The following is a 14,903-nucleotide window of genomic DNA, read 5'->3' as shown; positions in this document are numbered from 1 at the left end:
TTTTAATTACTGTGTTCTAGTTCATTAATTTCTTGGATGTCATTATTTTTCAAGATGTAAACATAGCCCAAATTAGTCATGTCATTAAATAGACGTACGGAAATTGTGAAATAATTAGAACTTTCGTTAGTGAAAGCCTTGTCGATTACTCCAATTGGGATGTTTTCAGGAAAAATAGTAGATCTACCTCCAGTAACGATAGTATCTCCTTTATAAATCTCAGCTAATCTAGGTACATCTGTTAAATTGACATAACCTGTGTTTTTACCATCCCATTGTAAAGTTCCAAAATGATTAGAACCTTTGATTTTGGCATTTATCTGAGATTTTATATTAAGTATACTTTGAACAGTAGAGTAATTAGCGGAAGATTTTTCTACAATACCAAGTACTCCCTTACTATTTATAACCCCTAAGTCTTTAGTGATACCTTGGTTTTCACCTCCTTTTATGGTTAAGTAGTTTTCCTTTGTATTAAAGCTATTTTTAATTATTTTGGCTACAATAATGGAATAGTTTTGGGTCTCACTTGGCCTGTATTTTTGGATTTCAAGAGAGTCTAAAACCGATGTAGTATTGTAGACAATAGATTTTAAGTAAGCATTTTCTAAGACAAGAGCATCATTTTCACTCTTTAAGTGAACGTATTCTTTTAAGTCGTTCACATTCTCATATACGTATCCTGTCACATCGTTTGCTGAACTAATAAAAGAACTCTTGTGAAAAGCATGAGTTCTTATTATTAGTGCAAGCGATATGAATAAAAGCAGCAAAAACAGTAGCTTAGTACTGTTTCTTATAAAGAAGTTAATTATCTGCTGCATAGTTGTTTATTTATTTGATAAGTACGCTTTTATACTTGTCAATATTTTTAATTGCTAAGCCAGTACCTCTAACTACTGCGCGAAGAGGATCCTCTGCAATATATACAGGTAAGTCTGTTTTTTGAGAAATTCTCTTATCTAAACCTCTTAATTGAGATCCACCCCCTGCTAAATAGATACCTGTGTTGTAAATATCTGCAGCTAATTCTGGCGGAGTTTGTGATAATGTTTCCATTACTGCGTCCTCAACTCTTTGAATAGATTTGTCTAAAGCTTTAGCAATTTCTCTATAAGATACTGTTACTTGTTTAGGTTTTCCAGTTAATAGGTCACGCCCTTGAACAAGCATGTCCTCTGGTGGTGTTTCTAAATCTTCTGTAGCTGCACCAATTTGAATTTTTATTTTCTCAGCAGTACTCTCTCCAACAAATAAGTTGTGTTGTGTACGCATATAATAAATAATATCGTTTGTAAATACATCTCCAGCAATCTTTACTGATTTATCACAAACAATCCCCCCTAAGGCGATTACTGCAATTTCTGTTGTACCACCCCCTATATCTACAATCATATTACCTTTAGGTTGCATGATATCTACTCCGATACCAATAGCAGCACTCATAGGTTCATGTATTAAGTAAACCTCTTTACCATTAACGCGTTCACAAGATTCTTTTACCGCACGCATTTCTACCTCTGTAATTCCAGAAGGAATACAAACGATCATACGAAGTGCAGGAGTGAAAAGTTTCTTTCTTAAAGAAGGAATGCTCTTGATAAAGAGGCTTATCATTTTTTCAGATGCGTCGAAATCAGCAATAACTCCGTCTTTTAATGGGCGAATGGTTTTTATATTACCGTGAGTTTTACCTTGCATTAGGCTCGCTTCTTTTCCTACAGCAATAATTTTTCCCGTGGTCCTATCACGAGCTACAATAGATGGGTTATCCACCACCACTTTCCCATCGTGAATGATAAGAGTATTGGCTGTACCTAGGTCAATGGCGATATCCTCGGTCATAAAATCAAAAAATCCCATAAAATTAAAAAGGCTTTTAGAGTTAATATTTTTTACTACGCAAAAGTAATAAATTAATGTTTAAAATGACGTGTTCCAGTAAATACCATAGCCATATTATTTTGGTCACAGTATTGGATGCTTAATTCGTCTTTGATAGATCCACCAGGTTGAATTACACTAGTGATACCAGCTTTGTTTGCAATTTCTACACAATCAGGGAAAGGGAAGAATGCATCACTAGCCATTACAGCACCATTTAAATCAAATTCAAAAGAAACTGCTTTTTCAATTGCTTGACGAAGTGCATCTACTCTTGAAGTTTGTCCTGTTCCAGAGGCACATAATTGTCCGTCTTTTACAAGTACAATAGTATTTGATTTTGTGTGTTTACAAATCTTAGAAGCAAAAATTAAATCATCGATTTCTTTTTCGCTTGCTTGTTTGTTTGTCACTTTTGTTAAGTGCTCTTTACTATCTGTGATATTATCTTTGTCTTGTACTAAAATACCGTTTAAACAAGTTCTAATTTGTTTTGTAGGTAAAACAATATCGTTTAAAACTAAGATAATTCTGTTTTTCTTTTCTTTTAATATTTCTACAGCGCTTGGCTCATAACCTGGTGCAATAACTACTTCACAGAATAATTTATTGATTTCCTCTGCAGTTTCAGAGTCAATGATAGTGTTAGAAATTAAAACTCCACCAAAAGCAGAAGTAGGGTCACCTGCTAATGCATCTAAATAAGCTTCTTTGATTGTATCTCTTTGTGCAACTCCACAAGCGTTATTGTGCTTTAAAATAGCAAAGGTAGGTTTATCTCCAGCGAACTCATTCATTAAGTTTACTGCTGCATCTACGTCTAAAAGATTGTTGTAAGATAATTCTTTACCGTTTAGTTTTTCAAATAAAGATTCAAAATCTCCATAGAATTCTCCTTTTTGGTGTGGGTTCTCTCCATAACGTAAAGAAGTACCTTTGTCTATACTAATCTTTAATGTATTACTTTGGTTGTTGTTAAAGTAATTAAAGATTGCAGAGTCATAATGAGAAGAAGTATGGAAAGCTCTAGTTGCTAAGTATTGTCTTTGCTCTAAAGTCGTTGCTCCTTCATTTTGTTGGATCATCTCTAAAAATGTAGCGTACTCTTCTACAGAAGCTACAATGTTAGTGTCTTTGAAGTTTTTAGCTGCTGCTCTAATTAAAGAGATTCCACCTATATCGATTTTTTCGATGATTTCTGCTTGGCTAGCTCCTTGTGCAACTGTTTTTTCAAAAGGGTATAAGTCAACAATAACTAAATCAATTTGAGGAATATCATATTCCTGCATTTGCTCCACATCACTTGGGTTGTCTTGTCTGTTTAAAATTCCACCAAAAATTTTAGGGTGAAGTGTTTTTACACGTCCTCCTAAAATAGAAGGGTAAGAAGTTACATCCTCTACTGGAACTACCTCAATACCTAAATCTTTAATAAAAGCTTCTGTACCTCCTGTTGAATAAATAGTTACATTGTGCTTATGTAATTCTCTAACAATAGGTTCTAATCCGTTTTTATCAAAAACAGAGATAAGTGCTGATTTAATTTTTTTTGCTGTGTTCATGTTGTGTTTTTAATTAGCACACAAAATTAAGTATTGTAAGTGTAATTATGAAGTTTAAAACAGAAGTTTTATCTTTATTTATAAACTTTATTTTGTAACGAATCCAATTTTGTTTCGTCTTATAGATATTGTATGTTTTTTTTTAATCCCAATCGACTATGTTTCTGTACTTTAGGTTATTATCTAGTAGTTTTGTTTTTGCTTTAAACGCCCTTAGAACCAATAAGTTGAGGACTGTTTTATCTCTTTTAGGAGTAACTGTAGGTATTTTCTCCATTATTGCTGTGCTTTCAGCGGTAGATTCTTTGGAAAAGAATATTAAAGAGCAGCTAAGTAGCTTTGATTCCAATATGATTTATCTGTTTGATTCTTCCTTTGGACCAAGCGATGTGCCTAGTTGGAAGCAAGAGCAATTTCCCGATGTTACCTATGAGGAGTATGAGTATTTAAAAAGAACTGTAAATGCTGCTCAATATATGAGCTTCGTTCTTTTTACAAATCGTGAAAATATCATGTACAATGGAAATTATGCCAATTCCATTACTATGCAAACTGCTATGGTGGATACTCAGTTTTTAGACAATATAAAAATTGATCAAGGTAGATTCTTTACAGAATCGGAGGACAATAGTGGAAGCTTTGTAGTGCTATTAGGTCATGAGGTGGCACAAAGTCTTTTTAAGGGAGTAGATCCAATTGGGAAGAAGGTAAGGATATACGCCAGAAATTTCACGGTGATTGGGGTAATGGAAAAGCAAGGTGCTAGTAGTGTAAATATAGGAGGAAATAAGGATGAGAAAGCCTATATTCCAACCAATACTTTGCGTATGCTCTATGGGGATAATAGTGCCATGACTAAGCCTGTTATTGTAACTAAGCCTTTTGATTCTTATGATATGAATTCCTTTGAAGATGAATTAAGAGGTAAGTTAAGACTCTTTAGAGGGTTGAAGACAGACGATTTGGATAACTTTTTTATCAATATTTTCGGTGGACTAATGGACTTTATAGATAACATTATTTCCCAAATGAATGTAGTAGGGTGGATTGTAAGTGGGTTTTCCTTACTTGTAGGAGGCTTTGGAATTGCCAATATTATGTTTGTGTCTGTAAAAGAAAGAACACATTTAATTGGAGTTCAAAAAGCCATCGGAGCTAAAAACCACTTTATTTTAATTCAGTTCTTATTTGAGGCAATTATACTTGCTTTGATTGGTGGTTTAGTTGGGGTTTTCTTTGTTTGGCTTATTGCTTTAGTGGTAAGTGCTACAACAGATTTTCATTATATTTTAAGCTTCTATAATATATTAGTAGGATTGGGAATCTCCATGATTATTGGAATCTTGTCTGGTTATTTCCCTGCTAGAAGTGCTGCGAATTTAGATCCAGTGGAAGCTATTCGCTCTGGGATATAATCCCTTGAAGTAAGAAATGGAACTATAATAAAAAAAAGCACCTTTTTAAAAGGTGCTTTTTTTTATTATCTCATTGGTCTATTTAAAACTAAGTCTAAATATTGATTTACTTGATTTTTTAAGTTTTTACGGTGAACGATAAAATCTAAAAATCCATGTTCTAATAAGAACTCAGAAGTTTGGAAACCTTCTGGTAAATCTTTACCTGTTGTATCTTTAACAATTCTAGGCCCAGCAAATCCGATTAACGCTCCAGGTTCAGCAATATTAATGTCTCCTAACATTGCAAAAGAAGCAGAAATACCTCCTGTTGTTGGATCCGTACATAATGAAATGTAAGGAATCTTAGCATCGCTTAACTGAGCAAGCTTTGCAGATGTTTTAGCCATTTGCATTAATGAGAAACCTGCTTCCATCATTCGCGCTCCACCTGATTTTGAAATCATCATAAATGGAATTTTATGCTTTAATGAATAATCTATTCCTCTAGCAATTTTTTCTCCTACCACAGATCCCATAGAACCACCGATAAAAGCAAAATCCATTGCTGCAACTACTAATTTTTCTCCTTTTGATTCTCCCACAGCAACTCTAACAGCATCTTTCAATTGTGTTTTAGTTGTTGCTTCTTTCAAACGATCTACATATTTTTTGGTATCCTCAAACTTTAAAATGTCTTTTGAAGAAAGGCTTTTGGCTATTTCCTTGTAGTCGTTATCGTCAAAAAGAATTTCGAAATATTCTTTACTACCAATGCGAACGTGATAATCATCCTCTGGAGATACCCAAAGGTTGTCTGCTAGTTCATCAGAATCAATAATTTTTCCAGTTGGAGATTTATACCAAAGTCCTTTTGGAACATCTTTTTTGTTTTCTGTTGGTGTTTGAATTCCTTTTTCTTTCCTTTTAAACCAAGCCATAAAATGATTGTTTTGTTTATATTAAGTTTGAAAGCAAGGAGACTATAACGTATTCACGTTATTTAGATCTTTAAAAGCTTGTTCTAAACGTGCGATTAAAGTCAATTCTCCTTGTCTAACCCAAGTTCTAGGGTCATAATATTTCTTATTAGGAATATCATCTCCTTCTGGGTTACCTATTTGAGTGTTTAAATAGTCTATTTTTTGAATCATGTAATCTCTAACTCCTTCTGTGTAAGCAAACTGAGTGTCCGTATCAATATTCATTTTAATTACACCATACTGGATAGATTCTTGGATTTCAGCTTGAGAAGAACCAGAACCACCGTGGAATACGAAATCAATTGGATTATGTCCTAAGTTAAATTTCTCTGACACATAATCTTGTGAATTACGTAAAATAATAGGAGTTAATTTCACATTACCTGGCTTGTAAACTCCGTGAACGTTTCCAAATGCAGCAGCAATCGTAAAACGATTACTCACTTTAGAAAGTTCCTCGTAAGCATAAGCAACTTCTTTTGGTTGTGTATAAAGACGAGAGCTATCCACATTTGTGTTATCTACTCCATCTTCTTCTCCTCCTGTAATACCTAATTCTATTTCTAAAGTCATTCCTAATTTATCCATACGCTCTAGGTAGGATTTAGAAATAGCAATATTTTCCTCTAATGATTCCTCTGAAAGGTCAATCATATGAGAACTAAATAAAGGTTTACCATACATCTTCATGTGCTCTTCTCCAGCCTCTAAAAGTCCATCAATCCAAGGAAGAAGGTTTTTAGCAGCATGGTCAGTATGTAAAATAACCGTTACCCCATAAGCTTCTGCTAAGGCGTGAACATGTTTAGCACCAGCAATAGCACCAGCAATTGCCGCTTTTTGGTTTTCATTAGAAAGCCCTTTTCCAGCTATAAACGAAGCTCCACCATTAGAGAATTGAATAAAAACAGGAGCATTTAATTTTGCAGCAGTTTCCATTACCGCATTAATCGTACTAGAGCTAGTTACGTTTACTGCTGGCAAAGCGAAACCTTTTTGTTTTGCATATTTAAAAATTTCTTGCACTTGATTTCCAAATGCAACTCCTGGTTTAATATTATGTGCCATGTGTTGTGTGTTAAAAAGTTTTGACAAAAATAGTAATTATTATTTGATTAAAAGGGATAATTAATCCCAACATTTATCACAGACTCTTTAAAGTTAAATTCCTGAAACCATTTTCTTTGGGTTTCTATCGAAGGATTAAAGGTCTTGAATCCCATATCTAAACGAAATACAAAGAAACTAAAATCATAACGAATACCAAAACCTGTGGCCACAGCAATGTCTTTAAAAGACGAGACGCCATTAAAGGTGTAGTTCTTGTCTTTTATCTCGTCAAATATATTCCAAATATTAGAAGCATCCATAAAAAATGCTCCATTCCAGCTTCCTGTTATATTAAAGCGGTATTCTGCAGATAACAAAAGCTTCATGTTGGCTTCATTGAAATCATTGATACCACCGCTTCTTCCTGGGCCAAGGCGGTAGGATTGCCACCCTCTGTTATCATTAGATCCTCCTCCAAAGTAACTTCTTGTAAAAGGGATGGAATTAGAGTTACCATATGGAATTGCAACACCTGCAAACCCTCGAATAGCTAACACTTTTTTTCTTCCTAAGTCCCAGTATTTTACGAAGTCTAGTTCCGTTTTTAGATATTGAGAAAACTCTACATCAAATAGTGTCTTATGGCCTGTAGGTCCTTTTTTGTCCTTGGAGCTAGTTAATAGGTCTAATAAAGTACCGGCAGATTCCACCTTTGCCCTAAGGGTATAGAAGTTATTGTCGTTGATACTTGTTTTTGTGCTTCGTGTAAATAAAATACTAGAAGCGAAAATTAGATTGTTTTCCGATAAACGCACCTTTCTCTCGTGTATTCCCCTTACAATTCCATAGTCTTGTGGCGTTAAGTCTAAAGGATTATCACTTTGTAAAGCTAGGTCTATAAAATCATTTGTAGCATTGTTTTGTATATCTAAGTCTCCTTGGTCATTAAAATAATCCTCTGGCAATTGGTCTTTATATTCCTGTGCTATGGTACTTAATCGTCTATACGAAGATTTATATACACTAAAGTAGTTACCTGGATTGGTGTTTCTAACATATTGGGCATTAACCAGATCTAAACTAAACGAATTATTTCGAGTAGGAGTCCATCTATAATTAATAATAGCAGTGAAGTTATCCTTGTCTAGTCCAATGTTTCTTTGCTTAGAAATACCAAATGCCGTGGTGGTGGTTGGAAGCATCGTTTTTGGGATAATTCCATCGGTTTTAATAGGAAAGAATAGTCTAGGAAAGGTTAATTTAACGTCTGCTCCATATTCAGTTACATTAAAAAACACATTGTTTGGGTTGCTCATTTGTCTAGAGGAACCAATATTTCCTTTAATAGCAAATTCTAATATTTCCGCGCCTTTAAAAACATTCCTAAAAAGTAAACCTACCCCTCCAGCGATACCAAAATCTTGTATATTCGAGTGAGTGATGTCCAAAGAAGGACTGAAGGTCTTTCTCTTTCTAGAGGTTAAGTAAATATTGGTGATTAAGGAAGAACCTGTTGAGTCTCTTTTATCCTCGGTATATTCAATAACAGGATAATTAAAAACCCTTAGGTTACTAATTGCTCTACTGGTTAAAATACGTTTAGAATCACTGAATAAACTTCCCTTTGTGATAAAAATAGCATCTGTAATTGCCTTTGGCTTGTATTGTAACTTAGTTGAACTAAAAATATGGAAGTCTTTATATTGTATACTATCTAGAAAGTAGGCTTGGTTTTTACTACTGTGATCGGTATAGATATTGACATCACTAATAGTGTAAATTTTAAAAGGTTCTTGGATAAGCTCATCTTCCATCTTTACCGTTCGTGGTTCTACAATAAGGTGGATGTTTGCTTTTTGTTTTACCCCTAAAACAGTGTCTACTTCATAACGAATATTGAGTTCTTGGAAATAATAAGCCCCATTGTTTCTAAAATCAGTAGTAATTCTTGTGCGTTCTTGATCAAAGTTTTTGATATCAAAAACCGTATTGCTTTTAATAAAGCTTTTTGCTTTATTTTTTTCGAATATTTCTTTTAGGGCTTCTGTAGAAAAATCAGAGCTTAACGTATCGATATAATAAGGTAGTCCAGTTTCTACGGTATAAATTGCTTTTACCTTTTTAGGCCCTATAGTATCTACTTTAGTGGTAACATTAGTATCAAAGTAACCTTTATTGAAATAGAAGTTTTTTAGGCGAACAACAGACTTCTCGGTACGTAGAGTATCGTAAATAGCGGGAGCCTCACCTGTGGTGATTAAAAAATTATTGAATCCTGAGATAATAAAAGATTTCCCTAAGCGCTCTACTTGTTTTTGGGACAATAGGGCAGTTAAGTTTTTATTGGTCTTTGGATGGTCTTTTAACCAAATGTGATAAAGGGAATCTGCATTTTGTTTTGCTAGGTTATACATTTGCAAACGCAGTCGCACTCCTAAAAAAGGAATGGAACTATTGGGTCGTTGATAAAGAAGTTCGCTAATTTCTTCTTTATTGTTTTTCTTGTTGTTTTCAATAATGGTATTTTCCATAAGTAGCATGCTTCCATCTGGAACTCTTTTGGTTAAGGAGCAGGAAAAAAAACTTATGCTAGTTAATAGAATTAATACTATTTTTGTTAAAAATTTACTCAAGGCCGTTTGTGTCTATAATCGTTCAAAAATACATTTTTTATGGTTACCAAAAACCAAATAAAGTTAATTAAAAGTTTACATCAAAAAAAGTACCGAAAAATCCATGGTTTATTTATAGCCGAGGGAATCAAGGTAATTCAAGAGTTGCTTAATTCCAGTATTGCTTTGGAACATTTATATGTGAGCGAACCAATTGACTTTAATGTAGCCTCTGATCAGTGTACCCTTGTAAAGCAGAGTGATATGCAGAAGATGTCTGCTTTATCGGCTCCTAGTAATGCTTTAGGAGTTTTTTATATACCGCAGTCTAAGCAAGTAGATTATAAGGATTTGGTAGTGGCTTTGGATGATGTACGAGATCCAGGAAATTTGGGGACTATTATTCGCCTTTGTGATTGGTTCGGTATTTCTCATATAATATGTAGTAGTTCTACTGTGGATATGTTTAATCCTAAAGTAGTGCAATCTACCATGGGATCTTTATCAAGGGTTAACTTAGTGTATGGAGATTTGAAACAGATGATTCAACAAAGTCCTAACCCTTCTATAGTATATGGTACTTTTATGGATGGGGCTAATATTTACAAGACCCCTTTGAAAAAGGATGGTATTCTTATTTTTGGAAACGAAGCAAATGGTATATCACCAGAACTTGAGGCGGTAGTTAGTCAAAAATTGAGTATTCCTCGCTTTGGAGATTTACAGCAAACAGAGAGTTTAAATGTTGCAATGGCAACTTCTATTGTTCTAAGTGAGTTTAGACGAAATCTATAAAAAGTAGTGCAATCTATATAAAAGAAAAACGCAAAATAGGATCTATTTTGCGTTTTTTTATATCTTTTAATGAAAGGTGAAGTTAATAAAGACACCCCTTGATTTCATGGAGGTAATACCCGATGTCCATGGACTATTGGGGTTGTTATCTGGAATCAACTCATTATCTAAACCAAATACTCCTCTAATAGAAGGAGAGAATTTAAAGTATTGAAAGTAAATATCAATACCTGCTCCTAGTTCATAATTAAAGGTCCACTTCTTCATTCTCCAAACTCCTTCATAGTTATCTTCCTGGGAAGTACTATTACTACTTAAATTTAAGTCACTAGAGAATCCTCCTAAAATGTACGGACGTATGTTTCCTGTTCTTTTAGCAGAAAACTTTAAAAGTAAAGGTAAATGAATATATGTACTACCAACTTCTTTAGTAGAGGCCATATCTATTTCTCTACTAGTAGGATTTGGGTTGTTATATTGTTTATCAAAATAATGGTAAAAGATAGCCTTTGGATAGTGTAGGGTTCTTTTAGTGTAATATAAACCTGGTTCAAAACGAAGATCTAAATACTCCATTAACCGTAAGTTTCCAATAAGTCCAACGTTAAAGCCTATAGCAGAAGTTACTTGAATTTCACTATAATCTCTAGGAGTTTGTTCTTTATAGGTATCTTGGTATTGTTTTAATTGCTCATAGTAATTCTGATCATAATTAATTTTATAATTATAGGAGTTGAACCCTAAGTAGTATCCCCAATGTACACGTTGTTTATCCCAATCCTGCTTGTTTAAAATAGGATTTCTAGAGAATAACCCTTGTGAAAAGCTTGGGATAGTAGCAAATAGAACTACTATAATGCAAATAAATTTTCTCATATTATTTTGACGATCTATAAATGGTAGCAACACCCATAGTTTGTGGGAAGTGTTGTACATCTTTAAACCCAACTTTGGTTAAAATATTGTTCAATTCTACGCCAAAAGGAAAGTTTTTAGCCGAATCAGACAAATATTCATAAGCTTGTTTATCTTTTGAAAATAATTTCCCCATTAAAGGTAGCAAGCTTTGTGTGTATAAGAAGTAACCTTGTTTAAAAGGAAACTTAGTAGGTACAGATGTTTCTAAAATAACAAAAACACCTCCTGGCTTTAATACTCTTAAAATTTCACCTAAACCTTTTTCTAGGTTTTCAAAGTTCCTAATTCCAAAACCAACTGTGATTGCATCAAAGCTATTGTCCTGGAAAGGTAGGTTTTCTGAATCTCCTTGAATCATTTTTATTTTTGATTCTAGGTTTAGTGCTTTCACTTTTTGTTTTCCAACCTCTAACATACCAGCTGAAAGATCAAGACCTGTTATACTTAAAGCATCCGATTTGGATAAAAGTATAGCTAAATCTCCTGTACCAGTGGCAATGTCTAAAATGTTGACTGGGTTAGATTGGCTAACCATTTTTAATACTTTCTTTCTCCAACCTTGGTCTGTTCCTAAAGAAATCATTCTATTTAAACTGTCGTAGTTCCCTGAAATGTTATCAAACATTTGTTCAACTTGCTTTTTTTTGCCTAAATCTGATTCTTTATATGGAGTTATGTTTTTTGACATTGCTTATTATTTTTTGAGCAAATATAATTATTTAAAGCCAATAAGTGAGTTTACTTAAAGGGTTAATTCTTTTATTTATTACTTAAATAGCTAGCTTTGATAGTAAAAAAAAGTCCCAAGTGTTTTTTACTTGGGACTTTATATATTAGATATACATATTGTAATATTCTTTTTGGGCAAATTCTATAATTTCCCCTTGCTTAAAACCTAACTTTTGGTAAAGCTTCATAGCTTGAGGATTATCTAAATCTACAATTAACCCTACTTTTTGATGACCATTTGCTTTGGCATGCTCCACAATAAAGTTTAAAAGCTTTGCACCAATTCCTTGACCTTGGGCCAATACACTTACAGCTACAGTGTCAATGTAAAATTGATCTTCCGCTGTTTCTGCCTCAGGCACGTAGTCATTGTTATATTTTTGTTTCATATGCTCTAAAACAGGTTGCCTTAAAGCTTCAAACTTTGCACCATCATAACCTGTAATACAACCTAGAACTTCTTGGTCTTTATTTACAGCAACAAAAGTATTTTCATAACTATATAAATTGTTCTTTTCTTTGAAAAGTACAGTCAAGAATTGTATAGCCTCTTCGATATCTTGTTTTTCAATGAAAGTAAAAACTATTTCCTCCATTGCCTGAAGCATTAATTCAGGTACAATATCATAATCTTCTTTACATGCTGGTCTTATTGTAATATCCATATTGAAGTTATTTTTGTTTTTATAACGTACAAAGGTACAAAGGATTTATATAATTTATTTTGTCTGGGCTTGTTTTCTGGCAAATTCTGCTTTTTTCTCTGCTGCAACTCTAGTCCATAGTGGACTTACGTTTTTAATGTTTACCGTAGCAGGGTCGAAAATAGGATCTAATCCTTGTTTGAATTGTTTAATATAATCATCCAAAGCAATCATGGCAGGTTTGTATAATAACAAAATAGCGATAAAGTTCAGCCAAGCCATAGCTCCAACACCTATATCTCCGATAGCCCATGCTGTACTTGGTTCATTGATTGCTGCAAAATATACATTGATTAAAATAACACTACGCATGATCCATCTTAGGATAATGTTTTTCTTTTTGCTCAAATAATCAAAGTTTGTCTCTGCAATAAACAAATAGGACATAGTGGTTGTTAAGGCAAAGAAAGTCAATGCAATGGCAATAAACTGAGAAGCAATAGATGGAAATTGAGTTGCTATAGCCCTTACCGTATAACTAGCACCGGCTTCTACATCTGGTATATTATGGACAATATAGTTTCCAGTAGTATCTAAAACATTATACTGGTTGGTAAACAAAATCATAAAGGCTGTTGCAGAACATACAAATAAAGTATCTACATAAACGGAGAATGCTTGTACCAACCCTTGTTTTACAGGGTGAGAAGTTTCCGAAGCAGCCGCAGCATGTGGTCCAGTTCCCTGTCCAGCTTCATTGGAATATATGCCTCTTTTTACTCCCCAAGCAATAGCAGCTCCAAAAATACCACTAAAGGCGGCTTCTTGGTTAAAGGCAGAGCGTACAATTAACGCAAATACTTCTGGAATTGCTTGATAATTAATTCCAATAATGGCTAGTGCCATTATAATATAGGCTGTAGCCATGAATGGAACAACAATTTGAGCGATTCTCCCTACGCTTTTTGCTCCTCCAAAAACTGAGATAGCTAAAAAGACACAAATAACAATACCAGTAATCCATTGCGGAACTGCAAAGGCTTCTTGTACACTTATAGAAATACTGTTTGCTTGTATACTTGGTAAAAACAAGGAACAGGATATGATTGTAATAATGGAGAATAATAATGCGAAAGGTTTGTTCTTTAAACCCTGTTCTATATAAAATGCTGGTCCACCGCAATATTGACCATTTTTCTCAGTCTTATATATTTGGGCTAGAGTTGACTCAATAAAAGAAGATGCACTCCCTAAAAAAGCAATCATCCACATCCAGAAAATTGCACCTGGTCCCCCGGCGGCAATTGCAGTGGCAACACCAACGATATTTCCAACACCAACTCTACCTGCAATAGCAATGGAGAAGGCTTGAAATGGACTAACTCCTTTCTCGGAGGATCCCTCTGTAAAAAGTAGCTTGACCATGGATCGAAAGAAGCGTACTTGTATAAATTTTGTCTTGATTGTAAAAAACAATCCAGCAGCTAAACAAAGGGTGATAAAAACGTTAGACCAAATCAGTTCATTGGCGATTTTAATTGCATTTTCCATAATTATTATTTATTCAGGCTAAAAAAGTAAGGATATTCTTTTTAACTACAAATTTTATTTTCAAATTGATGTTTTCATAGTGTTATTTTTGAAAGATTATCAGGTACTAGAAAAGTTGTTTTTTTTTCGCTAAGGTGTCTGTAAGTATTTTCAGTTTAGCGTATTTGGGTTTGCTTAAAACAAGATACGTTTTGTAAATGTAATGGAAAAGCACAAAAAAAAGACATTTGTCCTAAATCAATATTTATAATAAGACTTATTAAAAATAAGTATTTTTGAGTTAATTATTGGAATTATGCAATTTTATGGCATAATAGTTTAGTCTTACCTAAAATGACGGTTTGATTGGCTTTTTTTCGGTAAAAATGGACTGACAAATTTTGGGAATTCTCTCTTTAGACGAATAAGATTCTTTTTAAAAACCAAAATAGTTTTTAAGTAGTCTAAGAGAAGGGAAGTAGGGGATAAATATTTTACTATGACTATGTAGTATAACTGGCTTTAAGCGTCTTTAAAGGGTAATAAAAAAAGGGGCTGTCTCAAATGAGATAGCCTCTTTTTTGTACTTTTAAGTAAAAAACACCATTATAATTATTTGAATTTCAATCTAATATACTTAAATTAGCATAAGTAATTCAAGTAAATATGGCAAAGCAAGCACCACGTTATAGACTTTACGATCAGAATCAAATGAGTTTGATTCCTCATTCTTTGGAAGATTTCATTCCTGCCTTGCATCCAGTACGCATTGTAAATAAGGTTATCGATGAATTGGACTTAA

At 33.6% G+C, this 14,903-nt stretch carries 12 protein-coding genes; 2 read left to right on the top strand and 10 right to left on the bottom strand.

Features of this window, described 5'->3' with window-relative positions; translation table 11 throughout:
* Positions 1-2: 2 nt before the first annotated feature.
* Genes mreC through purH form a run of 3 tightly spaced genes read right to left on the bottom strand, consistent with a single transcriptional unit; the run spans position 3 to position 3,446 of the window.
* Entirely contained in the window at positions 3-824 is an 822-nt protein-coding gene (gene mreC / locus ACYSNX_RS10145) for a rod shape-determining protein MreC (protein WP_461754570.1), read from the bottom strand.
* Between the two features lie 10 nt (positions 825-834).
* Positions 835-1,863: a rod shape-determining protein gene (locus ACYSNX_RS10140; RefSeq protein WP_461754569.1), complete on the bottom strand. Its 1,029-nt coding sequence runs from the start codon at positions 1,861-1,863 to the stop codon at positions 835-837.
* Between the two features lie 53 nt (positions 1,864-1,916).
* The gene (gene purH / locus ACYSNX_RS10135; protein ID WP_461754568.1) at positions 1,917-3,446 is read right to left on the bottom strand and encodes a bifunctional phosphoribosylaminoimidazolecarboxamide formyltransferase/IMP cyclohydrolase; all 1,530 of its coding nucleotides are present in this window, start codon (positions 3,444-3,446) and stop codon (positions 1,917-1,919) included.
* Between the two features lie 158 nt (positions 3,447-3,604).
* On the opposite strand from purH, the gene ACYSNX_RS10130 reads away from it, so the two are divergent.
* Positions 3,605-4,861, top strand: a complete 1,257-nt coding sequence (locus ACYSNX_RS10130) for an ABC transporter permease (RefSeq protein WP_461754567.1) — start codon at positions 3,605-3,607, stop codon at positions 4,859-4,861.
* A 65-nt stretch (positions 4,862-4,926) separates the two neighbouring features.
* On the opposite strand, the gene accD is transcribed toward ACYSNX_RS10130, so the two are convergent.
* The 3 genes from accD to tamL are packed head-to-tail and all read right to left on the bottom strand — an operon-like array spanning position 4,927 to position 9,506.
* Entirely contained in the window at positions 4,927-5,781 is an 855-nt protein-coding gene (gene accD, locus ACYSNX_RS10125; protein WP_461754566.1) for an acetyl-CoA carboxylase, carboxyltransferase subunit beta, read from the bottom strand.
* Positions 5,782-5,823: 42 nt separating this feature from the next.
* Positions 5,824-6,891 carry a class II fructose-bisphosphate aldolase gene (fbaA, locus tag ACYSNX_RS10120; protein WP_461754565.1) on the bottom strand — a complete coding sequence of 356 codons (1,068 nt, stop codon included), beginning with the start codon at positions 6,889-6,891 and terminating at the stop codon, positions 5,824-5,826.
* 47 nt (positions 6,892-6,938) lie between these two features.
* Positions 6,939-9,506, bottom strand: a complete 2,568-nt coding sequence (gene tamL / locus ACYSNX_RS10115; RefSeq protein ID WP_461754564.1) for a translocation and assembly module lipoprotein TamL — start codon at positions 9,504-9,506, stop codon at positions 6,939-6,941.
* A 39-nt stretch (positions 9,507-9,545) separates the two neighbouring features.
* Between tamL and ACYSNX_RS10110 the strand changes: the two genes are divergently transcribed.
* Entirely contained in the window at positions 9,546-10,280 is a 735-nt protein-coding gene (locus ACYSNX_RS10110) for a TrmH family RNA methyltransferase (RefSeq protein WP_461754563.1), read from the top strand.
* A gap of 66 nt (positions 10,281-10,346) precedes the next feature.
* On the opposite strand, the gene porT is transcribed toward ACYSNX_RS10110, so the two are convergent.
* The 4 genes from porT to ACYSNX_RS10090 form a co-directional block, all read right to left on the bottom strand.
* Positions 10,347-11,156 (bottom strand): type IX secretion/gliding motility protein PorT/SprT, encoded by an 810-nt coding sequence (gene porT, locus ACYSNX_RS10105; protein ID WP_461754562.1) that lies wholly within the window; start codon positions 11,154-11,156, stop codon positions 10,347-10,349.
* A gap of 1 nt (position 11,157) precedes the next feature.
* On the bottom strand, positions 11,158-11,886 hold the full coding sequence (ubiE, locus tag ACYSNX_RS10100) for a bifunctional demethylmenaquinone methyltransferase/2-methoxy-6-polyprenyl-1,4-benzoquinol methylase UbiE (protein WP_461754561.1): 729 nt from the start codon (positions 11,884-11,886) through the stop codon (positions 11,158-11,160).
* A 145-nt stretch (positions 11,887-12,031) separates the two neighbouring features.
* A complete protein-coding gene (locus ACYSNX_RS10095; protein WP_461754560.1) occupies positions 12,032-12,592 on the bottom strand; it encodes a GNAT family N-acetyltransferase in 561 nt (186 codons plus the stop codon).
* 54 nt (positions 12,593-12,646) lie between these two features.
* On the bottom strand, positions 12,647-14,122 hold the full coding sequence (locus ACYSNX_RS10090) for an alanine/glycine:cation symporter family protein (RefSeq protein WP_461754559.1): 1,476 nt from the start codon (positions 14,120-14,122) through the stop codon (positions 12,647-12,649).
* Positions 14,123-14,903: the final 781 nt, after the last annotated feature.

Source organism: Myroides sp. LJL115 (assembly GCF_054871665.1).
The sequence above is the reverse complement of the archived record's forward strand: the minus strand, read 5'-3'. Positions and strand labels throughout refer to the sequence as shown.